The sequence below is a fragment of the Duganella sp. Leaf61 genome (assembly GCF_001421905.1).
GTDB classification, from domain to species: Bacteria; Pseudomonadota; Gammaproteobacteria; order Burkholderiales; family Burkholderiaceae_D; genus Rugamonas; species Rugamonas zoogloeoides.
Genome location: NZ_LMLM01000030.1, coordinates 1 through 24,364, shown reverse-complemented (window position 1 = coordinate 24,364; position 24,364 = coordinate 1). Strand labels below are relative to the sequence as shown.

Sequence of the window (24,364 nt, the reverse complement as noted above, 5' to 3'; positions counted from 1 at the left end):
GGCTCGCAAACCTGCTGCGCGGCCCCCGATGTTTCAATGGTGATGCGCCAGCCAGGCGTCGATTTCTGGCAGCCGCTCCTTGCGCACCTTGACGCGGTACTCGATCGAGGCGATCGCGATCTTGACGTCGCCGCGCGCGTCGGCCGCCAGGTGCTGGTCGGCGTAGGTGTTCAGTTTGGCCACCATGCCCGGATCGGCCGAGCGGCGGGCCAGGCCGGGGAAGAAGCGGCTGCGCGATGTGACGTCGATCTTCTGTTCCACCTGCTCGCGGTGCGCCACCGCGTAGTCGAACGCCAGGTCCGGATGCTGATTGGCGACATGGCTGATCATGCTGGCGCTGTTGGTGGCGCCTGCTTCGTCGGTCAGCGCCAGGTCCAGCGCGCGGCGAGCCAGTGCCGGGTCGCGGCTGGAACCCAGTAAACCGTATTGCTCGGCCTTGACCATGGCGGATGTTTCGGCGCGCGCCTCGGCTAGCAGTGCATCCCAGGTCGCTGCATCGGCGTTGGCGGCGATCACGCCCAGGATCGGACGGCGCAGGGCCACCGGCATGGCGTCCTGATCGCTGTGGCGCAGCGCATAGCGGCGGCGCGCTTCGGCCAGCACCCCAGGGTCGCCCATGTCGCCGAGGGCGGCGATCAGCGTGGCGCGCAGGTTGGCGACCGGTGCGGCTTCGCCGGGGGCGGCAGTCCAGCCCACGCGCGCCAGTACCGGCGCCAGGCGCGCACGCGCAAAGCTGTCGAAGGCGGCGCGCTGTTCCGGCTTGCCCTCGTAGCTGGCGTGCAGGCCGGCCAGCGTGCAGGCGATGTCTTCCCACACCTGCGGCGCGGCTGCCACCGGCGTGGTGGCCACCAGTTCCAGGTAGCCGGGCGCCGGCATGTGGCCGGACATGCCCAGCGCTGCGGCATCGGCCAGCAAACCCATTTGATCGATGGCCGGCAGGTCCGCGAAACGCCCGGCCAGCGCGGCGAAGCCCTTGGGCGTGTACAGCGTGCGGTAGTAGCCGCTCTGGCCGGCGTTGACCAGCACCGCGCCGCATTCTGGCAGGGTGATGGTGGCCTTGCCGCCAGCAACCACGGTGCGCACGGTGGCGCCGCCCACGGTCGCGGCGATGACCGGCACGCGCCAGCTCAAAGGTTTACGGGGGGCGTCGTCCTTGGCGAATTCACCCTGGGTAAGGGCGACGGTGGCCTTGCCATTCCTGCATACGGCATCGGCCACGCGGATCAGCGGCACACCCGGTTGCAGCGTGAAGTCGTGGGCGATGGCGGTGACCGGCTTGCGAGCCGCCTTTTCCACCTGGCGCCACAGGTCGTCGGACACCGTGTTGCCGTACGCATGCCTGGCGATGTACGCGCGCACGCCGTTGCGCCAGGCGTCCGCGCCCACGTACTCTTCCAGCATGCGGATCACCGCTTCGCCCTTCTGGTAGGTGATGTTGTCGAACGCCTGGCTGGCCTGTTCCACGGTGGCGATGCGCTGTATCACCGGGTGGGTGGAAGCCAGGGCGTCGCTGGCCATTGCGCCTTCGCGCGTGTGCACCGCGCGCAGGTGCCAGTCCCATTCCGGATGCAGGCGCGCGGTGGTGCGCGATTCCATCCACGATGCAAAACCTTCGTTGAGCCACAGGTCGTCCCACCAGGCCATGGTGACCAGGTTGCCGAACCACTGGTGGGCGATTTCGTGGGCGGCAGTGACGAACACCCCTTCGCGGTCTTCCTGGGTGGCGGTGCGCGGGTCGAGCAGGATCGCGTATTCGAAGGTAAAGATGGCGCCCCAGTTTTCCATGGCGCTGAAGAACTGGCTTTGGCCCGGCGCGCCGATATTGTCCAGTTTTGGCAGCGGGTACTTGACGCCGAAGTAGTCGTTATACTCGCGCAGCACGGCGCGCGACGAGTCGAGCGCGAACTGGGCCTGGTTCAGCGTGCCGGTTTGCGTGATCACGCCGATCTCGGTGCCGCCTTCGGACGTGGTGGCGCGCTCGAATTCACCGAGGCCGAAGAACAGCAGGTAGGTGGACATCTTCGGCGACGTGGCAAAGCGCACCAGTTCGCGCCCGTCGGCCAGCCTGGTGGTGGCTGCCACCGGCATGTTCGACACCGCCATCTGGCCGGCGGGAATGGTCGCCTCCAGCGCGAACGTGGCTTTATAAAACGGCTCGTCCCACGACGGGATCACGCGGCGCGCTTCGGAGTTTTCGAACTGGGTGTACAGCGCACGCCTGGCTGCGCCGCCGTTCTGGTAGTCGAGCGCAAACAGGCCGGCGGCCTGGGTGCCGATCAGGCCCGTGTACGCCAGTTGTAACTGGTAGCTGCCCGGTTGCAGCCTGCGGCCGAAGCGGAAGGTGGCGGTTTGCTGGTCGGCGTCGAGGTCGATGGCGGTGGCCGCTTGTGCCGGCTGGCCGGCGCCGGCGCGGAGCGCAGCGCTGGAAAATGCCAGGTCGGCGGCATTGAGCACCAGGCGGTCGGTCGCCTGCGTGATATCGAGCGAGATGACGACGCTGGCGCTGAAGGTGCGGCTGGCGGCGTCAGGCGTGAGCGATACCGCGTAGTGCGTGGGCGCGGCATTGCGCGGGAGCTGGGTGGCTTGCCGGGCGGCTGGCTTGGCCGCCGCCGGCGCTGCATGGACGGCATGGGGAAGGACAGGGCCCAGGGCCAATGCCGCTGTCACGGCGACCGACATCAAACTGCGTTGCATGTATTTCCTTGTAATGGTTAATTCAGCCAGACCCTGAGCAGCGACAGCAGTTGTCCCACATCGACCGGCTTGCTGATGTAGTCAGACGCGCCGGCGGCAATGCATTTGTCACGATCGCCCTTCATGGCCTTGGCGGTAAGCGTAATAATCGGCAGCGAACGGAACCTGGCGATGCGCCGGATCGCGCGCATGGTGTCGTAGCCATCCATTTCCGGCATCATGATGTCCATGAGGACGATCTCGATGGACGGATCGCGCTCCAGCACCTTGATGCCATCGCGGCCGTTTTCTGCGAATGATACCTGCATCTGCTGGCGTTCGAGCAGCGACGACAGGGCGAAGATATTGCGCACGTCGTCATCGACGATCAGGACACTGCGTCCGGTCAGGCTGCCCTCGGCTTCGTGGATCTCTTCGAGCATGCGGCGCTGGGACTCGGACAGATTGGCCGGTGACCGGTGCAGGAACAGCGCCGTCTCGTCAAGCAGCCGCTCGGGCGTGTCCGCTTCCCGGATCACGATGCCGTTGGCGCCGCGTTCGAGGCGCGCGAGCCGCTCGAGCTGCTTGCGATCGACGTCGCCAGCGGTGTTGACCACCACCGGCACGTCGCGCAGCGCACGGTCGGCAGCGATTGCGCCCAGCAGTTCGAAGCCGCTCATGTCGGGCAGCGCCATGTCCAGCACCATGCAGTCGAAGCGCCGCGCGCGCAGTGCTGCCAGCGCCGCCACGCCGGTATCCACGGCCACGATGTCCAGGTCGGCCGCGCCGAGCAGCCCCACGGTGGCGTCGCGCCCGGTGGCGTCGCCGGTTACCACCAGCAGGCTGCGCTGGCTGCGCGCAAGGAAGGCGCGGATGCGCGCGAACAGGTCGCGCAGCGCTTCGCGGTCGGCCGGCTGGTACTGGTACAGATCCAGGTAGAGGTACAGATAGGACTGGGCCCCCAGGCGCAGCGCCTGCTGCCGGTCGCGTTCCTGTTCGCGCCGGTTGGACAGTGCATGCACGGGAATATGGCGCGTGCCCGGATCGCGTTTCAGGCGTTCGAGCACGGTCAGGCCGTCGATGTCGGGCAGGTCGAGGTCGAGCAGGATGGCCCAGGGCAGGTAATCGCGCGCCAGGCTCAGGGCCGAGTCGCCGTTGGCGGTCACCACGCCCTTGAAACGATGGGCGCGCGCCAGGTCCAGCAGCATCGCGGCAAGGCGCTCGTCGTCCGCGATGATCAGCACCGACGGATCGCCGGGGGCCAGCAGCGCACGGTCGTCGTGGTAGTCGATCTCGTCTTCCGCTTCCTCGTGGAGCAGCTCCGGCAGTTCCACGACTTGCATGGCCATGGCCTTGGGCGCTGGCGTCGGTTCCAGTGCGGGTTCGGATGCAACACCGCCGGCCCGATACCACGGCAGGAACAGGGTAAATGTGGAGCCTCCGCCCAGCACCGATTCCACCCGGATCTCGCCGCCCAGCAGGCGGGCCAGTTCGCGCGAGATCGACAGCCCCAGGCCGGTGCCACCGTATTTGCGGGCAGTGGAGCCGTCAGCCTGCTGGAACGCCTCGAAGATCAGTTGCAGCTTGTCGGCGACGATGCCCACGCCGGTATCGTTGACGGCAAACGCCAGCACCGCGTCGGCGCGGCACAGGGTGGGCAGGTCGCTGGAATAGCCGCCGTCTGCCAGTCCGATCGTCAGCGCCACGCGGCCGTGGGAGGTAAACTTGAACGCGTTAGACAGCAGATTTTTCAGTACCTGCTGCAGGCGCGTGGTGTCGGTCATCAGCGCGGCGGGCAGGTCGCCTTGCAGCTCGATCGAAAAATCCAGGTGCCGGGCCTCGGCCATGTGGCGGAAGGTGCGCTCGACATACTGGTGCAGGTGCTCGAACCGGTATTCGGAAAACTCGAGCGTGACCGTGCCCGATTCGATCTTGGACAGGTCGAGGATGTCGTTGATGAGGGTAAGCAGGTCGGAGCCGGAGCCGTGGATGGTGCGGGCGAATTCCACCTGTTTGTCCGACAGGTTGCCGTCCGGGTTGTCGCCCAGTTGCTGCGCCAGGATCAGCAGGGAATTGAGCGGCGTGCGCAGCTCGTGCGACATATTGGCCAGGAACTCGGATTTGTACCGGGACGACAGCGCCAGCTGGGTGGCCTTTTCCTCCAGTGCCAGCTTGGCCTGCTCCACCTCGATATTCTGCTCCGACAGCAGCCGCGCCTTTTCCGCCAGTTCCTGGTTGGTCTGCCGCAGTTCCTGCGCCAGCGATTGCGACTGCGTGAGCAGGGCCCCGGCCCGGCTGTCCGCATTCATTTTCTCGCCGGCCGCCATGATCTGGTTGAGCGTATCCGCTACCTGGCCGGCCACCCCGGCGCCGCCGGACGGCATGCGCGCGGAAAAGTCGCCGTTTTTCAGCGCCGTCAGCGTTTGCAGCAACAAGCCGGCGTCAAGCTGGTCGTCCGGGCCGGTCATGGGGTTCATCGATGGGGATCCTCCGCTAGCCTTCGATCATACGCCAGCGGTCAGGCGCAGCGCCACGCGCACGCCGCCCACGCGCGCTTCGACCAGGCCTGGTCCGGTCACGTCCACCGGCGCCGTCAGCGTGCCGGTAGTGATGACCGCACCGCGCGCAATGGCGATGCCACGCCGGGCGAACTCGCTCCACAGGAAAGCCAGGGCCGCAAAGGGCTGGGTGCGGTCATCGCCTTGCAGCGACGTGGCAATCACTTCATCGTTGAAGCGCATCTCGACGGGGGCCAGGAACGGCTCGGTGCGCGCAAGGTCCACGGCGTCGCCGCATACCAGCGAGTGAAAGCCCACGTTGTCGGCGGCAAAGCTGGGCTGGCCCACGGCCTTGCGGTCGACGAAGCGGCTGCGCACCACTTCGATGGCAGCGAACACCCGGTCCACCATGGCGTGGTCGAACGGTTCGTCGGCCGGCACCACGTCGCGCCCGAACGATACCGCCACTTCCGCCTCCAGCGTCAGCGGCGCGCCGGCGTGGATGGTCAGCGTGGCGCCGGCGTGCACGAGCCGCGACGGCACCACCGCGCCGATCAGCGGCACGGCCGGCAGTTCACCGCGCAGGCAGCGCGGCGAGGCGCCGGCGATCTTCCAGCCGACCACCGGTTCGCCGCCCAACGCCAGCACGGTGGTTTGCACCAGGTAGCCGTCGTCCACGGTGGTGGGTCGTTCGTCCGGCGGCAGGGCCACCAGCAATTGGGCCGTGCGACCGGCTTCCTGAAGGCGCGCGGTGGCGGCAGCGGGGTCAAAGGTCTGGTCGGTCATGCGGTCTCAATGTGATTAAATCAAGCGAGTATCCTACATGACAATTCTCACCAATTCTTCTACTGGTTACATTTCGGCATTAATAGTATGCTTCCGCTGCAACTTTTTGCGTTCGAGAAGCGATCTCATGCTCACATCGGGTATTCACAGGAAATCTGCCAACAGCGCGCGCCTGCTGCTTTGGGGCGCCGGCTGGGCATTGGCAATGGCCGTGGGCGTTGCCGCATATTGCGTGGGCGACCGCATTGTCGATGCCGATGCCCGCCAGCGTTTCGACCACCTGGCCCGCAGCACCCAGTACGCGATGTCCGTGCGCATCAAGGCATACGCCAATGTCACGCGCGGGCTGGCGGCGCTGTTGCAGACCAGCGACGCGCTCGATCGCCGCCAGTTCCAGCAGTATGTCGCCGGCCTGGACCTGCCGCGCCAGTTTCCCGCCGTGGTGGCGATGACCTGGAAGCCCGAGACCGGCGCCGGTTTCGTCGCCGAGCAGGGCGCCTATCCTGCCGGCCATGCCGGCGCCGGGGGCGTGTTCGGCATCGGCCTGCCGGTGTACCGGGATGGGATGCCGCAGGATGATGCGGCCCAGCGCCGCGCCGCTTATCGCGGCATGGCGGGCCTGAATTTTTCGGTCGCGAAGCTGATGCAGATCGTGCTCGACGAAACCATGGTGCGCGACGTGCGCCTGGACCTGTACGCCGATGGCAGCGTTGATCCCGACCGCCGCCGGCTGGTGATCGAGCCGCGCGACCGGCTGCTGTTCAGCGAACACGGTGCGGCGCTGGCGGATGGCGACTATTTCGAGTCGGTGCTGCCGGTCGATTTCAACGGCGCTTTGTGGAAGGCGCGGTTCCAGGTGCGCAAGACGGCGCTGCGCAACGGTTTCGATGTGTACTTCCCGCTGGCGTCGGCGCTGGTGGGCGGGGCCGGCACGCTGCTGCTGTACAGCTACCTGGCGGTGCTGTACCTGTCGCGGCGGCGCGCGGTCAAGCACCGCGTGCTGCTCGATACGGTGCTCAACAACCTCGACGCGCACGTGTACATGAAGGACCAGAACCGCCGCTACAACTATGTCAACCCGAAGATGGCCGAGCACCTGGGGCTGCCTGCGGCGGAAATCGTGGGCCGGCGCGACCGCGAGCTGATGCCCGAGGAGAAGGCCGATGCCGCGTGGGCGCTGGAGCGGCCGGTGTTTGCCGATGGCGTCAAGCGCGCCAGCGAAACGCAGTTCGCCTGTCCCGCCGGCGTGGCGCAGTATCACTGGAATGTGCGGGTGCCGGTCACGCTGGGACGCTCGGTGACGGCGGTGATTGGCGTTTCGACCGATGTCACCGAGTTGCACCAGTTGAAAGACCGGGCCGATACCGCCAACCGCGCCAAGAGCGATTTTTTGTCGAACATGAGCCACGAGATCCGCACGCCGATGAACAGCATCATCGGCATGGCCCACCTGGCTCTGAAAACGGTCACCCATCCCAAGCAGCGCGACTACCTGCAAAAGATTTATCACTCGGGTCAGCACCTGCTGGGCATCATCAACGACATCCTCGATTTTTCCAAGATCGAGGCGGGCAAGATGGACCTCGAGGTGCTTGATTTTTCCATCGACATGCTGCTGTCCAACCTCACCAGCCAGCTGGGCGAGGTAGCCACCGCGCGCGGGCTGGAGCTGGTGTACGAGATCCATCCCGACCTGCCGCGCCAGTTGCGCGGCGATCCGCTGCGCCTGGAGCAGGTGCTGATCAATTTCACCAGCAACGCCATCAAGTTTTCCGAGCAGGGCAGGGTGCACGTGCGCGCGCGCCTGCTCGAAGAGCGCGACCAGCACCTGGTGGTGCGTTTCGAAGTGCAGGACCGGGGCATCGGCATGAGCGAGGACGAGGTGGCGCAGCTGTTCCAGTCATTCCACCAGGCCGACACTTCGACTACGCGCCGCTACGGCGGCACCGGCCTCGGACTGGTGATCAGCCAGCAGCTGGCGGAGTTGATGGGCGGCCGGGTGGGCGTGGAGAGCCGGCTCGGAGAAGGCAGCACGTTCTGGTTCACGGCGCGCCTGGACCGGCCGTCCCGCGCCATGCCCGACGAAGGTGATGGCGGCGATAGCGGCGACGGCGCCAACGTGTACGATCCGCAGCAGGCGGGCCTGTTCGAGAGCATTCGAGGTGCCTCGATCCTGCTGGTGGAAGACAATATCTTCAGCCAGCAGGTGGGACAGGAATTGCTGGAAGACGGCGGCGCCACCGTGTGCGTGGCCAATAACGGCAAGGAGGCGATCGACCTGCTGCTCAAGGAGCGCTTCGATTGCGTGCTGATGGACGTGCAGATGCCGGTGATGGACGGTTTCGAGGCCACGCGCCTGATCCGCGCCCACCCCAGGCTGTCCGGCACCCTGGTGATTGCCATGACCGCCAACGCCGGCCGCGATGACCAGCAGCGCTGCATGGACGCCGGCATGGACGAATTCGTGACCAAGCCGGTGGCGCCACGGTTGCTGTTTGCGGTGCTGGCCAAGTGGCTGGACCAGCGCGCCGCCACGCCGGAAGCGGCGCTGCGGCCGGTGGTGCCGCCGCCACCGTCGTTTTTCACCATGGCCGACGGCCAGCCCACGGTCGCCGGCGCGGTGGTGTTGCAGGCCGCGTTGACGGTTGAGCCGCAGGCCGCTGCTGCGGCCAGCCTGGCGGCGGACGTGCCGGCCGCTGCGCCGGGCGCGCCAATGCCGCCGTCAGCGCTACCGCCGACAGCGTTGCCGCCGCAAGCACCGCAGCCGCCATCACAGCAAGCACCGCAGCCGCCATCGTCGCCGTCAGCGCCGCCGGCCGAAGGCGAACTGTTCGACATCGCCGCGCTGGCGCAAACCTTTGCCGGCAAGCCGGACAAGATGCGCAAGTACACCCAGCTGTTCCTCGACTCCGCGCGCGACACCATGGTGGAAATCGATGCCGCACTGGCCGCTGCCGACCTGGCGCGGCTGTCGGAACTGGGCCACCGTCTCAAGTCGTCGGCCCGCGCGGTAGGCGCCATGCGCTTCGGTAACCTGTGCCTGGCGCTGGAACAGGGCCGCCAGGACGCCGACACGGCCAGGGCAGGTGCGCTGGTGGCGAAAATGCACGCGCTACTGCTGGTGCTGGGCCCGCACATGGAACAGGAACTGCTGGCCTACGATCCCGGCTAGGGAGATAATAGGGTTTTAATCCGCGTTTCGCCACGCCACCAAGAGCCCCATGCATTCCAGCGTCACCCCAACGATGATCACCCCCGGCCTGTTGATTTTGCACGGCAACCAGATGGAGCAACTGCGCGCGGCCGTGTTCCAGTGGTTGCACAACCATCCGTTAGGGCCCCTGGAGCCGGAAACCTTCCTGGTGCAATCGAACGGCGTGGCCGAGTGGCTCAAGATTGCGCTGGCCGAGGAAATGCGCGTGTGCGCCGCCACCCGCGTGGCGCTGCCGGCGCGCTTCCTGTGGGAGACCTATCGCGGCATGCTGGGGCGCGAACGCGTCCCCCGGCGCTCCGCGTTCGACAAGGGCCCGCTCACGTGGCGTCTGATGCGCCTGTTGCCCACGCTGCTGGCCGACCCGGTCTTTGCGCCGCTGCGCCACTTCCTGGCCGACGGCGAGGCCGAACGCCGGCTGCAACTGGCCGAACGGCTGGCCGACCTGTTCGACCAGTACCAGGTGTACCGCGCCGACTGGCTCGACGACTGGGCCGGCGGCCGCGACCAGCTGCGCTGCGCCCGTGGCGAAATCATCGCACTGCCGCCCGAGCAGCGCTGGCAGGGCCAGTTGTGGCGCGCGGTGATCGACGATGTCGAACCGCACGAACGCGCGCTGGGCCGCGCCACCGTCCACACCGAATTCGTGCGCGCCAGTGCCGCCGGCGAACTGCCACTGGGCCGCCTGCCGCGCCGCATCGTCATCTTCGGCGTCTCGGCGCTGCCGTACCAGACGCTCGAAGCGCTGGCCACGCTGGCGCGCCACACACAGGTGGTGCTGGCCGTGCCCAATCCGTGCCGCTACTACTGGGGCGACATCATCGAGGGCCGCGACCTGCTGCGCTCCGCGTACCGCCGCCAGCAACTGCGCAACGGCCAGGACCTGGGCGCACTGCCGCTCGAAGAGCTGCACGCCCACAGCCACCCGCTGCTGGCCAGCTGGGGACGCCAGGGCCGCGATTTCATCCGCATGCTCGACGAATTCGACGAAGCGGCGGCCCATGCCGCAGCCGCTTCCGGCGACGACGACGCGGTGACGCCGCTGCGCGTGGACCTGTTCGGCGATGAGGACGGCGGCACGCTGCTGGCCCAGGTGCAGGCCGCCGTGCGCGACCTGCTGCCGCTGTCCGAGCACCCGCACGCGCCGCCGGCTGCGGCAGACCGCTCGATCGAATTCCACGTCACCCACAGCGTGCAGCGCGAGGTCGAGGTGCTGCACGACCAGTTACTGCAAATGTTTGCCAATACCGCCAATGGCGGCACGCCGATGCGCCCGCGCGACGTGGTGGTAATGGTGCCCGACATCGACACCTTTACCGCCGCCATCCACGCCGTGTTCGCCCAGCACCGCCGCAGCGACCCGCGCTATATCCCGTTCGAGATCGGCGACGTCAACGACCGCAGCGTCAATCCGCTGCTGGTTGCGCTGGAGTGGCTGCTGCGGCTGCCGCAACAGCGCTGCCGCCAGAGCGAAATCCGCGACCTGCTCGACGTGCCGGCACTGGCGGCGCGCTTTGGCCTCGGCGACGACGATCTGGCCACGCTGGGCCAGTGGATCGAAGGCTCGGGCGTGCGCTGGGGCCTCGATATCGAGCACCGCAGCGGGCTGGGACTCGGTTCCGCCGGCGAACAGAATGCCTGGATTTTCGGCGTGCGCCGCATGCTGCTCGGTTACGCCAGTGGCGGTGGTGGCGGCGGCCCAACCGCCAGCTTTGCTGGCATCGAACCATACGGCGAAGTGGGTGGCTTGGATGCCGCGCTGGCCGGTTCGCTGGCGCAAATGGTGGAGTCGTTGCTGCAATGGCGCGCGGCGCTGGCGCAGGCGCGCACCCCCGCCGATTGGGGCGTGCAGGCGCGCGCGCTGATGGCGACGTTCTTCAAGGCCGGCGAGGAGGGCGACCGCCTCACGTTGGCGCAACTGGACCATGCGCTCAACACCTGGCTGGAAACCTGCGACAGCGCCCAGTACAACGAAGAAGTACCGCTGGCCGTGCTGCGCGAGGCGTGGCTGGGACTGATGGACGAGCCTACGCTGAACCACCAGTTCGTCTCCGGCGGCGTCACCTTCTGCACCCTGATGCCGATGCGCGCGGTGCCGTTCCGCGTGGTGTGCCTGCTGGGCATGAACGATGGCGACTTCCCACGCCGCGCCCCCAAGGCCGACTTCGACCTGCTGGCGTTGCCCGGCATGGCGCGTCCCGGCGACCGCTCGCGCCGCGACGACGACCGCTACCTGATGCTCGAAGCCGTGCTGGCTGCGCGCGAAAAACTGTATATCAGCTGGGTAGGGCGCAATGTACGCGACAACAGCGAGCAGCCGCCGTCGGTGCTGGTCTCGCAATTGTGCGATTACCTGAAAGCCGGCTGGAACATGACACTGGCAGAGCGCACCACCGAGCACGCGCTGCAACCGTTCAGCCGCCGCTATTTCGAGCGCGACGGCTTGCTCACGTATGCGCGCGAATGGCGGGCTGCGCATGACGTTGCCCATGCCGACGAGGTGGACGCCGACGCGCCAGCGGACGTGCTGCCACCGTTCGCGCTGGATGAAAAATACCGTCTTAAACTCGGCGCACTGGCGGGCTTTGTGCGCCAGCCGGTGCGCTACTTCTTCCGCGAACGCCTGGCCGTGGTGTTCGGCGAGGCGGCGCAGCTGGGCGATGACGAGGAACCGTTCTCGTTCAACGCGCTCGAGCGCTACCTGCTCGAACACACCATGCTCGACAACGATGCCGACACCGAGCAGCTGGAAGAAATCCACGACAAGCTCACCGAACGCGCCGAACAGCTGGCGCGCGAAGGCGTGCTGCCCATCGGCCTGATCGGCCGCCAGTACCAGCGCCAGCTGGTCGCGTCGCTGGCGCCCGTGCGCCATGCATGGCTGACGCTGCGCCAGCGCTACAGCAAGCCGGCCGCCAAGGTGGCGCTGAGCCTGGACCTGGGCCCGGTGCAGCTCGACGACTGGCTCGACCAGCTGCGCAGCGATGGCGCCCAAACCGTGTGGCTGATGCAGCTGTCCTCGCGCGTGGCCGACAAGCAGGGCAAAGCCCGTGGCGACAAGCTGATCGCCATGTGGGTGCGCCAGTTGGCCGCAGCCGCAGCCGGGCTGTCCGTTACCGGTTACCTGGTGGCGCGCGACATGGTCGTCACCATGGCGCCGCTCGATGGCGACGAAGCCTTGCAGGCGCTGCGTGTGCTGGCGGCGTTGTGGCGCGATAGCATGGACCGTCCGCTGCCTACCGCCTGCAAGACGGCGCTGGCGCTGGTTGGCGACGGCGACGGCAACGGTAGCGGCGAGAACAAGGCCAACGCCCGGACCGTATACGACGGCGGCTTCGAGCTGCAAGGCGAAAACCAGGACCTGTGCCTGGCGCGCCTGTGGCCCGATTACAGCGCCTTGTCGGCGCAGCCGGATTTCGAACGCGTATCGCAGGACCTGTACGGCCCGCTGGCGCGCTGGCTCGAGCAATGTATCACCATGGCGCCGATCGACGGCGAGGACGCAGCATGAGCACCGTACCAAACACCGCCAATGAGCTCAAACCGCTCACCTTTCCGCTGCACGGTTCGCGCCTGATCGAAGCGAGCGCCGGCACCGGCAAGACCTGGACCATCGCCGCGCTGTACGTGCGGCTGGTGCTGGGTCACGGCGGCGACGACGGTTTTGTCCGCCCGCTGCTGCCGGCTGACATCCTGGTGATGACCTTTACCCGCGCCGCCACGCGCGAGCTCTCTAACCGCGTGCGCGAGCGCCTGGTGGCAGCGGCCGCGTATTTCCGCAACGTCGATAGCGACGAAGCGCAAACCATCGCACCGGATGCCTACCTCGACGCCATCCTCGAATCGTACCCCGATCGGGGCGAACGCCAGCGCGCCGCACACCGCCTGATGCTGGCGGCGGAAACCATGGACGAAGCGGCGATTTTCACCATCGACGCCTGGTGCCAGCGCATGCTGCGCGAGCACGCGTTCGACAGTGGCAGCCTGTTCGACGAGGAACTGATCAGCGACGAGCAGGCGCTGTTCGAGGATGCCGCCAACGATTACTGGCGCCAGCAGGTGTATCCGCTGGCCGCGCCGGAACTCGAAGCACTGCTGGCCTGCTGGGGCGACGTCGAGGTGCTGAAAAAATCGATTAGCGACCTGGTGCGCCGCGCCGACATCATCGGCGACGATGACCTGCAACGCTCGCTCGGCACGCTGATCGTCACCGTGCAGCGCGAACAGCAGGCCGCACTGGCTGTTCTGAAAACCGGCTGGGTGGACCGCGCCAACCGCATGGAGCAGTGGATCGCCCAGCTTACCGCCGCCACGCCCAAGTTCTTCAACGGCGTCAAGATGCGCGCCGCATCGGTGGCGGCGTGGTTCGAGGCGCTGCGGTCCTGGGCCCAGGATCCGGCCGCCGTCATGCCGGACCTTACCGCCACCGCCTGGAACCGGCTCACGCCGGACGGCATCGCCGATGCGTTTTCCAAGGACAGCCACGCGGTGGTGCCCGACGACTTCGACGCCATCGCCGTACTGAAGCAAGCGCTCGACCAGTTCGAGCCGCTCGCGCATTCCTTGTACCGCCACGCGGCGGGATCGGTGGCGCTGCGCATGGCGGAACTGAAAAAACGCAACCGCCAGTTCGGCTTTGCCGACATGCTCGACCGCCTGAACGCGGCGCTGCAAGGCGAGAACGCGGCGGCGCTGCGCCAGCGCATCGTCGAGCAATACCCGGTGGCGCTGGTGGACGAGTTCCAGGATACGGCGCCCAACCAGTACCAGATTTTCAACCTGCTGTACCGGGTGGCGGACAACGACCGCAATACGGGCCTGTTCCTGATCGGCGACCCCAAGCAGTCGATTTACGGCTTCCGTGGCGCCGACATCCACAGCTACCTGTCGGCGCGCACCGCCACCGAGGGCCGGCATTACCAGCTCGGCACCAACTACCGCTCCACCGGTCCGGTGGTCGCTGCCGTCAACCACCTGTTCCTCAACGCCGAAGGCGCATCCGGTGCCGGTGGTTTCGGTCGCGGCGCGTTCCGTTTCCGCGATCCCGGCACCCGCAAAAATCCGCTGCCGTTCGAGGCGGTGGCGGCGCAAGGGCGCGCCGACCGGCTGGTGGGCGGCGCTGGCGATGCACCCGCGCTGGTGGTGGCCTGCACCGGCCTGCAACTGAAAAGCGACCAATACCGCGAGTTCTTCGCCAATCACTGCGCCGAAGACATCGTCGCCCGTCTCAACGACGCCAAGGCCGGCTTTGCTGGTCCGGGCGGCTTGCAGCGCCTGAAACCCGCCGACATCGCCGTGCTGGTGCGCGACCGTAACGAGGCCGCTGCCATCCGCCGCGCGCTGCAGCGGCGCAAGGTGGCCAGCGTGTACCTGTCCGACAAGGACTCGGTCACCAACAGCGAGGAAGCGGGCGACGTGCTGCGCTGGCTGTCGGCAGTCGCCAATCCGCTCGACGGCGGCCTGGCCCGCGCCGCGTACGCCACCCGTACCGCCGGCCTGCCGTTGGCGGAACTGGCCGCGCTGTCGTCCGACGAACTGGCGTGGGAGGCGCGGGTTGAACAGCTCAAGGGCCTGCACATCGTGTGGCAGCGCCAGGGCGTGCTGGCCATGCTGCGCCGCTTCATCCACGAGCTGCAACTGCCGGCCGCCTTGCTGCTGCAGGCGGGCGGCGAGCGGCGCCTGACCAATTTGCTGCACCTGGCCGAACTGCTGCAATCTGCCAGCCGCCAGCTCGATGGCGAACAGGCATTGATCCGCTGGCTGGCCGAACAGATCGAAACCGGGGAGGGCGCCGGCGACGAGCGGGTGCTGCGCCTGGAGAGCGACGCCGAACTGGTGAAAGTGGTCACGGTCCACAAATCGAAGGGCCTCGAATATCCGCTGGTGTACCTGCCGTTCGCGGTTACGGCGCGCAAGGTGGACCGCCGCAACCGCAGCTTCTTCGAATTCAGCGACGATGACGGCACGCGCCGCATCGACATGGCGCTTACCGACACCGCGCTGGCGCTGGTGGAAAATGCCCGGCTGCAGGAAGACCTGCGCCTGCTGTACGTGGCGCTCACCCGGGCGCGTCACTTCCTGTGGCTGGGCGTGGCCGCACTGGGCGCGCGCAAGGGTGGCGCCAACAGCTTGCACGACTCGGCGCTCGGCTACCTGCTCACGGGCGGCGCGCCGTTGCCAACCGATGCGATGATCGGGCGCTGGAGCGACACCTGCAAGGAATGCGCGGCGATTGGCATCGTGGCGCTGGAAGGCGATGGCATGCCGCCCACCATGCTGCACCGGGTGGACGACCGCCCGCAGCTGGTCGACGCCCCCCATTACACCGGGCGCTTCGAGCGCGACTGGTCGGTGGGCAGTTTCAGCTCGCTGGCGCGGCGCACTGGCCCCACCGCCACCATCGGCGGCGATCCGGTGACGGCGTTGCCGGTCCCACGCGACGCGGCCCAGGAAAAACTGCTCGAAGATGCCGCCCTGCCGGCCACCGTGCCGGCCATGAAGGTCGAAGACGCGCCGTGGCACCGCTTCCCGCGCGGCTCCGTCCCCGGCAACTTCCTGCACGAGCAGCTCGAGTGGCTGGGGCAGGAAGGTTTTTATACGGTCGATGACGAGCACTTCGATGCGCGCCTTACGCGCCGGGTGGAGCGTGCCGGCTGGGGCAACCGCCTCGATGACACGCTGGCGTGGGTGCGCGAAATCGCCCGCACGCCGCTGCCGTATCTTGAAACGCCGCTGTCGGGCATCGACACGCCGCTGGCAGAAATGGAGTTCTGGTTCCCCAGCGAGCGCCTGTCCACCGGTGCGCTCGACCGCCTGTGCGTGGCGCGGCTGCTCGACGGCATGGCGCGTCCGTCCCTGCCCGAGCGCCAGCTGCACGGCATGCTCAAGGGCTTTGCCGACCTGGTGTTCGAACATGAAGGCCGCTACTGGGTGCTCGACTACAAATCGAATGCGCTGGGCGCTGGCGACGCCGCCTACCAGAAGCCGGCGCTGATGGCGGCCATGGCCGAACACCGCTACGACATCCAGGGCGCCATCTACATGCTGGCGCTGCACCGGCTGCTGCAAAGCCGCCTGGGCGACGACTACGACCCGGCCGAACACCTGGGCGGCGCAGTCTTCCTGTTCCTGCGCGGGATCGCCAACACCGCCACGCGCGGCTGCTACTGGATCGCGCCCGACCCGGAACTGCTACAGCAACTGGACGCATTGTTCGACGCCGGGGCCCATCATGATGCCTGAGCGATCGATACCATTGCCGACAGAGGCCCGGTCGCCATCCGGCAGCAACCACCACGTGCCCCCTGCATCTTGGGCGGCGCCGCTGGCGCAACCCGCCGCATTCACCGACACCGATCACCATGATGACGCCTGAATTATCCGCACCGCTACTGACCGCAGTCGATGCGCTGACCGAAAACGGCCGGCTGCGGCGCCTGAGCGGCGCTTTTGCCCGCTTTATCGCCTCGATCGGCGGCGCCTCGCCGCCACTGATGATCGCCTGCGTGCTGCTGTCCGAACTGGAGGGGCGCGGCCATAGCTGCCTGATGCTGGCCGAACTCGCTGGCGACCCGGCGCCGCTGCTGGGGCTCGATACCGAAGAGTGGGCCGCGCTGCGGGCGGCGGTGGCCGCTGCCGGGCCGTGGCCGAAAAATGTCGCTGTCTGGCGCACGCTGCTGGCCGGGTGCGAGCAGGTATGGCCGGTGGGCGCCCTCGATTTCCAGCAACCGCTGGTGCTCGACGGCGAGCGGCTGTACCTGCGCCGCTACTGGCGCGATGAAACCCAGGTGGCGCACGCGGTGCGCGCCCGGGCGCTGGGCGGCCTGGTCGCCAGCGACGCCGACGACCAGACCGAGGCCGTGCGCCACTGGCTCGACATCCTGTTCGCACCGGGCGCCCACGCGGACGGCGTGGACTGGCAGAAGACCGCGTGCGCGGTCGCCATGCGCGGCAAGCTTGGCATCATTACCGGCGGACCCGGCACCGGCAAGACGTATGCGGTGGCGCGCCTGCTGGCGCTGCTGTTTGCCACCAGCGGCGGCCAGCAGTCGGGTTTGCGGGTGGCGCTGGCCGCGCCCACCGGCAAGGCAGCCGCGCGCCTGAAACAGTCGATCGACGTGGCGCTGGCCGGCCTGGACGACCGCGTGCGGGCCGTGATGCCGCAGCGCGAACTGGGCGCCGCGCGCACCCTGCACAGCCTGCTTGGCGCGCGGCCCGATACGCGTGCCTTCCGCCACCATGCCGGCAACCAGCTCGATGTCGATGTGCTGATCGTCGATGAAGCGTCGATGATTCACCTGGAAATGATGGCCGCGCTGCTGGCGGCGCTGCCGTCCACCGCCACCCTGATCCTGCTTGGCGACAAGGATCAACTGGCGTCGGTGGAGGCGGGCGCCGTGCTGGGCGACCTGTGCCACAACGCCGAGGCTGGCGGCTACGATGCGGAAACCTTGTCGTATGTGCAGGCGAGCACCGGCCAGCAGTTGCCGGAACAGTACGCGGGCCGCGCCGGTCCGATTGCCCAGCAAACCGTGATGCTGCGCGAAAGCCGCCGCTTCGGCGGTCCGATCGGCGCGCTGGCGCTGGCGGTCAATGGCGGCGATGCGGCGGGCGCGGTGCGCATCCTGCGTGCGGGCGAAGATAAAAAAGTGGCCTGGACCGATCCGGCGCTGCCGGGCGATTTGCTGCAACTGGCGCTGGCCGGCCGCGACGGCGCCCCTGGCGGCTACCGCGACTACCTGCGGCTGGTCGAGCAGGGCCCTGCCGGCGACGACCCCGGCGACCACCTGGCATGGGTGCAAGCGGTGCTGAAATCGTTTGAAACCTTCCGCATCCTGTGCGCCGTGCGCGACGGCGAGTGGGGTGTCTCCGGTTTGAACGAGGCCATCGAAAAGCGCTTGCAGGCGGCCGGTCTGTTGCGCCGTACCGGCGAATGGTACGTCGGACGGCCGGTCATGGTCACCCGCAACGACTACGGTACCGGCGTGTTCAACGGCGACATCGGCGTGACCTTGCCCGACCCGGCCCGGCCCGGCGCCCTGCGCGTGTACTTCTCGGAGGGCGATACCGTGCGCAGCGTGCTGGCCACGCGGCTGCGCAACGTCGATACGGCGTTTGCCATGACCGTGCATAAATCGCAAGGTTCCGAGTTCCGCCATACGGTGCTGGTGTTGCCGAAAGAGGGCGGCGGCGTGCTGGCGCGCGAGCTCATCTATACCGGCATCACCCGGGCCCGCGAGTTCTTCACCCTGCTCACGCCGAACGGGCAGGTGCTGCTCGAGGCGATAGCCCAGCGCACGCAGCGGGCCAGTGGTTTGCGTGAATTGCTCGAATCTTCGCAACGCCGATCCTGATGCAATTAATTATTATTCTCGATTCTTTTTCTCAACCGAAACCCAAGCGACTGGCATCGTTATAAATACTCACAAACAATCACGCATACTCATAAATAATCATAAATACTCACAAATTGTAACGACCCCCCGGCTTTGTGTTCAAAATGTTGCGATTGGCGACGTTTCTGTGTCACAGATTGCGCGCAGATATTGCCCAGGCGCTGGCTTTTAAATTATTATCTGGAGGGTTGCCAATAGGAATCAATTTCCCATTGGAGATTATTTAAATATTAATAATCTGGTTTTTACTAGAATCTAGGGGGGTATGATGGCATTTGCAGTGAGAAATCGTTGTGCACGGGTCGCTCTGGTCGCTGGTATGGTCGCGGCAGCCTGGAGTCCCGTCAGCTTTGCCTGCTCCGATACGCCAGTGCTTGCAAGTATGTGCGTGATGGCCGTGCCATATACGTTCGGCAACTTCAATAACCAATTTACGCTCGCTGCCGGCCAGGATCTGTCGATCAACAGCTATACCGCGCTGTACTCGCTGATCGGCACCATTTATGGCAGCAGCAGCACGGCGACCTTCAAGCTGCCCGACCTGCGCGGCAGGTTCGTGATCGCCGCCGACGGCGTCAACTACGCAACCGGCGCCAAAGGCGGCAACAGTGCCATCACCCTGACGACCACTCAGTTGCCGCCGCATCTGTTCACCGTGACCGGGCTGCCGGTTGCCCTTACCGGATTGACCGTCTCCACCACGTTGCCGGCGCTGAGCGCCACGGTGAATATCGCCAGCGCGACGGCGACCGGCACGGTGTCGGGCCTGAAATTTAATGTGGTCGGTGGTTCGGGCGGTATCACTTCGCCATCGGGTAACTATCTCGGCAAGAGCTCCAGCCCTCTCGTCAACGTCTATTCCAGCGCCACGCCCGATGCCACGCTCAATGCCGGCGCCATCAGCGGCGGCACGGTGTCGGTGACAGTGCCTGCCAGTTCCGGAACCGCTACCGTGGCGGGCGGCGCAGTCATGGCCGGCGTCGTCGGCGGCGCCGCCACCGTGAGCGGCAATACGAATGTCGTCGGAGCGGGCGCGGCGATCGATATCCGGCCGTCGTATATCGCCATGACGTATTACATCGCGACCAACGGCATTTATCCGAGCCGCGACTAACCGTCAAGCGCTTCGACCGATCCGCAACGCAGTGCCGCCGCATCGCGTTGTCGTCGAAACCCGTTTTGCCGCCCGCCACCGGCCTCGTCGATGGCTGGTGGGGCGGCATGTCACCGATAACAACTTTGCCGGGAATTTGCTGTGTTTGATGCCCATATGATGGTGGCTGCGACCCTGCTGACGGCGACGATGAGCGCCGGCGCCGCCGGGCGCGACCTCGTCACTGAATTGACTGTTGCTAACAAGGCGTTGGCCGCGCAAGACTATGCGCTTGCCTACAAAGAAAATGCGCGCGTTGCCGCCGCCAATCCCCTGGCCCGGTTCAACCTGGGATTGATGGAACGGGAGGGATGGGGGCGTGCGCGCAACCCGGTTGCTGCCTGTGCCTGGTTCGAGAAGGCGGCACAAGGCCATATCCCGGCGGCGCAACAGTTTTTCGGCGATTGCCTGGCAAGCGGCACCGGGCGCGCGGCCGACGGCAAGGCTGCGCTGGCGTGGTATCAGAAGGCCGTGCAGTCGGGCATCGCGTACGCGAACTGCTCCGCCGGCGAGCTGTATATTCGCGGCCAGCTGGTCGAGCGGGATGTTGTGCGCGGACTGACGCTGTGTGCGCAGGCAGCGCAGGCCGGCTCGGCGCCGGCCATGTTGCGCCTGGGCGATTACTACAGGAACGATCCTGATGTGCAGCAAGACCTGGCGGCTGCGCGCAGCTGGTATCAGCAGGCGGCGGAACACCGCATGGTGGTGGCCCAATACCGCCTCGGCGTGATGCTGGGACAGGGCGAGGGCGGCGCCGCCAACCCGGGCCTGGCCTTGGCCTGGCTCGAACACGCGGCCTCCGAGGGGTACGCACCCGCTTATTTGCCAGTTGCCATCTTGTATGGCAACAGCGCGCCGGATCCTGCCACGGGCGCGCTCACCCCGGCCAGCCTGGCCAAGATTTACATGTGGAGCCGCGCGGCCAAAGCCACCACCAGCAACCCGGCGGACATCGCGGAAATCGAAGGTATTGAACAACTGCTGCAGCAAATAATGCCACCGCAGTGGAAGCCCGAACTCGACCGCCGCGTGGCCGAGCATCTCGGTAAATCGACAGTCAACTAGCATAAACACAGGCGCCGCCGTTGCCCGCGCAGCGCCGATCACGAGGGAAAACCACCATGCATGCTTCCATGAACCGCATTTACCGACTCGTCTGGAGTCATGTTCAACAGACTTGGGTGGTGGTCCACGAACGCGCCAGGGGCAAGGGCAAGTCGGCCAATCGCCGCCTGGTCGCCAGCGTGTTGCTGGCCGCGTCACACGCGGCCATGGCGGGGCCGACCGGCGGCCAGGTTACAGCCGGCAACGGCACCATCAACCAGAACGGCGCCACCACCACGGTGACGCAGGCCTGCCAGAACCTGTCGTTGAACTGGCAGTCGTTCAATACCAGCAGTGGCGAAACCGTCAATTTCGTCCAGCCCTCGGCCAGCGCGATAGCCGTCAACCGTATCGGCGGCAATAGTGCCACCCAGTTTTACGGCGCGCTCAATGCCAACGGCCAGGTCTACCTGATCAATCCGAACGGCGTGCTGTTTGGCGCCGGATCGCAAGTCAATGTCGGCGGCCTGGTGGCGTCGACGCTCGATATCGGCGATGCCAGCCTGAATAGTGCCACGCGCAATTTCCACGGCGCAGGCAGCGGCAGCATCATCAACCAGGGCGCCATCAATACCGCCAACGGCGGCTACGTTGCCTTCATCGGCAACCAGGTCACCAACTCCGGGACGATCAACGCCAGGGCCGGGACGGTGGCGCTGGGCGCGGGCAGCGACGTCACGCTGTCGTTTTCTGGTAATAGCCTGGTTCAACTGCAAGTGAACCAGGGCACGCTGAACAACCTGGCTGAAAATGGCGGTCTGATCAATGCCGACGGCGGTGCGGTCTGGCTGTCGGCCGGCGCTCGGGATACCGTGCTGGCCAGCGTGGTCAACAACACGGGTATCATCCAGGCGCGCAGCGTGCAGAATGTCAACGGCGTGATTGTGCTGGAGGCCGGCAGTGCTGGCGCCGCCGGCAATAGCGGCACGCTCGATGCTTCCGGCCTCGGGCACGGCGAAACCGGCGGCACCGTGAAGGTGCTGGGCGGCGCCGTCACCCTGGCGGCAGGCAGTCTGACCGATGTTTCAGGCGACGCCGGCGGCGGCACCGCACTCGTAGGCGGAAATTTCCTCGGCGCCGGCGCCGAGCAAAACGCGCGCACCACGACAGTTGCAGCAGGCGCCTCGATCAAGGCCGATGCCATGAACGCTGGTAACGGCGGGAGTGTGGCGGTCTGGTCTGATGGCACCACGCAGTTCGACGGCAGCATCACGGCACATGGAGGCAGTACTGCAGGCGACGGTGGCCAGGTGGAAACATCCGGCAAGAACTTGGGCATCAACGTCAGCGCCACTGTCAATACAGCGGCCCCCCATGGCGTGGCAGGCGACTGGCTGCTGGACCCCGATGATATTACGATAGGCAATAACAGTATCTTTAATAGCGGTTTGAATAGCGTTTCCTACCCGATCAATGTCGACTCGCGGGTTTTGTCGGCTGCGCTCAATAATGGCAACGTGACCATCAAGACCACCGGATCTTCGGCCAGTTGCACGCTCACGCCGCAGTGTACGGGAACGTCCGGCAATGGCGATATCATCGTGCTCGATTACATTGGTTCCGCGACGAATTATGATGCGGCCAACAATCCAGGCGTCAATTGGGACTCCGGTAACAACACGCTCACGCTTAGCGCCTATCGCAACATTGATTTCAAAGTAACCACTAACGTGAAGTATAAAGGCGACACCGCCGGCGGGACGATTGGCGGGAGCATCTTGGCTTACGGCGCCGGGAAAGTCGTACTGAAGGCAGATAATGCTGCCACGGGTACAGGCACGGTCAAATTTGCCGATCCGGGTCAAAATTTTGTCCTGTTGGCCGATAGTGGAAGCACCCTTTCCATCTTTTACAATCCGACCAGCTATAGCTCGCCGACCGACTTTACCGCCAACCTGCAAGCTGACTCCAGTCAGTTGACTGCCTACATGGCCATCAATGTGAACGGCACAGCTGCCTCGAAGATTTACAATGGCTCCGCGACAACGTCGGTGTCAGGGTTGACTTCCTTAGTGGCCATGCCGGCCGGATTGACGCTCAATACCGCCAGTGCGCAGGCCACCTTTGCCGACAAGAATGCCGGCGTCAACAAAGCCGTCACCATCACCGGCGTTACCGCTACTGGCACTGGCGCCGTCAACAGCACCGCCAGCGATGGCACCACCGTCATCAGTTACAACAGCAACAAGTACTTCATTAGCGGTCTCGACAGCAAGACCGCCACGATCACGGCCAAAACCATCAACCTCTCTGGCTTCACTGCCAACAGCAAAACCTATGATGGCACCACATCGGCCACCCTGTCCGGCAGCGCCAGTGCCGCCGCCAGTATCGTCAGCGGCGACAGCGTCACGCTCGGTACCGGCACCGCCACCTTCGCCGATGCCAATGCCGGCGCTGGCAAAGCCGTTACCTTCGGCGGTTTTACGCTGAGCGGTGCCGACGCCACCAACTACGTGGTCACCCAGCCGACCGGCCTGACCGCCACCATCAACAAAGCCGATCTGACCTTGGCGGGAACCAAAACTTATGACGGCACCACCACGGTGGCGGGCAGTACGCTGACGGCCAGCGGTGTGGCCGGGCAGACCTTCAGCGTCACCGGGGCCGGTAATGCCGCCAATCTCGCCAGCAAGAATGTGCAAAGCGGGGCCGCGCTCGCCAGCACCACGGGACTGAGCCTGGGCAGCAGCAGCAACGGCGGCCTGGCCAGCAATTACAATGCGCTCAGCGCTACTGGCAGCAGCTATGCCGTGACTGCCAAAGGCATCACGCTGACCGGCATCACTGCGGTCGATAAAGTTTACGACGCCACGACCACGGCCGCGCTCAACACTGCCAGCGTTGCCTACTCGGGCCTGGTTTCGGGCGACACGGTGTCGCTGGCCGGCAGCGGCACCGGCAGTTTTGCGACGAAGAATGTCGGCCTCAACACGACCGTGACGGTCAGCGGCTACACGCTGTCCGGCGCCGACGCCGGCAACTATGCCTTGGTGCAACCGACCGGCCTGAGCGCAACCATCAGCAAGGCCAACCTGGCGGTGTCGGGCATTGCCGCCGCCGATAAAACGTATAACGCCAGCACTGGCGCCACCCTGAGCGGCGCCGCGTCCGTCAGCGCGCTGGGCAGTGACAGCGTCATGGTCACGGGTACCGGCACCGGCAGCTTTGCCGATGCCAACGCCGGGGTGGGCAAGGCGGTTACCGTCACCGGCTACACGCTGGGCGGCACCGATGCCGGCAACTACAACCTGGTGCAGCCGGCCGGCGTCAGCGCCACCATCAACAAGGCCGATGTCATCGTGTCCGGCAGCAAAACCTACGATGGCACCACGTCGGTGGCAGGCAGCACCTTGACGGCGACCGGCGTGGCCGGTCAGATCTTCACCGTCACCGGCGCCGGTRACGCCTCGAATTTGACCAGCAAGAATGTGCAAAGCGGTGCCGCGCTCGCCAGCACCACGGGYYTGAGCCTGGGCAGCAGCAGCAACGGCGGTTTGGCCAGCAATTACAATGCACCTGGCGTGGCCGGCAGCAGTTACAC

10 protein-coding genes are annotated in these 24,364 nt (G+C 66.2%); 7 read left to right on the top strand and 3 right to left on the bottom strand.

Going from position 1 to position 24,364, the window contains the following annotated elements; translation table 11 throughout:
- Positions 1–33: 33 nt before the first annotated feature.
- Genes ASF04_RS20360 through ASF04_RS20350 form a run of 3 tightly spaced genes read right to left on the bottom strand, consistent with a single transcriptional unit; the run spans position 34 to position 5,957 of the window.
- Positions 34–2,694 (bottom strand): M1 family metallopeptidase, encoded by a 2,661-nt coding sequence (locus ASF04_RS20360; RefSeq protein ID WP_056145992.1) that lies wholly within the window; start codon positions 2,692–2,694, stop codon positions 34–36.
- 17 nt (positions 2,695–2,711) lie between these two features.
- A complete protein-coding gene (locus ASF04_RS20355; protein WP_082488902.1) occupies positions 2,712–5,150 on the bottom strand; it encodes a hybrid sensor histidine kinase/response regulator in 2,439 nt (812 codons plus the stop codon).
- A 27-nt stretch (positions 5,151–5,177) separates the two neighbouring features.
- Entirely contained in the window at positions 5,178–5,957 is a 780-nt protein-coding gene (locus ASF04_RS20350; protein ID WP_056145991.1) for a hypothetical protein, read from the bottom strand.
- Between the two features lie 127 nt (positions 5,958–6,084).
- On the opposite strand from ASF04_RS20350, the gene ASF04_RS20345 reads away from it, so the two are divergent.
- From ASF04_RS20345 to ASF04_RS20315, 7 genes are all read left to right on the top strand, one after another.
- Positions 6,085–9,129 carry an ATP-binding protein gene (locus ASF04_RS20345; protein WP_056145988.1) on the top strand — a complete coding sequence of 1,015 codons (3,045 nt, stop codon included), beginning with the start codon at positions 6,085–6,087 and terminating at the stop codon, positions 9,127–9,129.
- 49 nt (positions 9,130–9,178) lie between these two features.
- Positions 9,179–12,679, top strand: coding sequence for an exodeoxyribonuclease V subunit gamma (gene recC, locus ASF04_RS20340; protein ID WP_056145985.1), 3,501 nt, complete (start codon positions 9,179–9,181; stop codon positions 12,677–12,679).
- Positions 12,676–16,410 carry an exodeoxyribonuclease V subunit beta gene (gene recB / locus ASF04_RS20335; protein ID WP_056145982.1) on the top strand — a complete coding sequence of 1,245 codons (3,735 nt, stop codon included), beginning with the start codon at positions 12,676–12,678 and terminating at the stop codon, positions 16,408–16,410. The genes recC and recB overlap by 4 nt, the downstream gene beginning before the upstream one ends.
- Before the next feature lie 122 nt (positions 16,411–16,532).
- Complete coding sequence (recD, locus tag ASF04_RS20330; RefSeq protein ID WP_056146603.1) at positions 16,533–18,521, top strand: exodeoxyribonuclease V subunit alpha; 1,989 nt, start codon at positions 16,533–16,535, stop codon at positions 18,519–18,521.
- Positions 18,522–18,954: 433 nt separating this feature from the next.
- The gene (locus ASF04_RS20325; protein ID WP_082488939.1) at positions 18,955–19,677 is read left to right on the top strand and encodes a phage tail protein; all 723 of its coding nucleotides are present in this window, start codon (positions 18,955–18,957) and stop codon (positions 19,675–19,677) included.
- 141 nt (positions 19,678–19,818) lie between these two features.
- On the top strand, positions 19,819–20,781 hold the full coding sequence (locus ASF04_RS20320) for a tetratricopeptide repeat protein (protein ID WP_229205142.1): 963 nt from the start codon (positions 19,819–19,821) through the stop codon (positions 20,779–20,781).
- Positions 20,782–20,849: 68 nt separating this feature from the next.
- A partial coding sequence (locus ASF04_RS20315) for a YDG domain-containing protein (RefSeq protein WP_229205141.1) occupies positions 20,850–24,364 on the top strand: 3,515 nt, incomplete at its 3' end.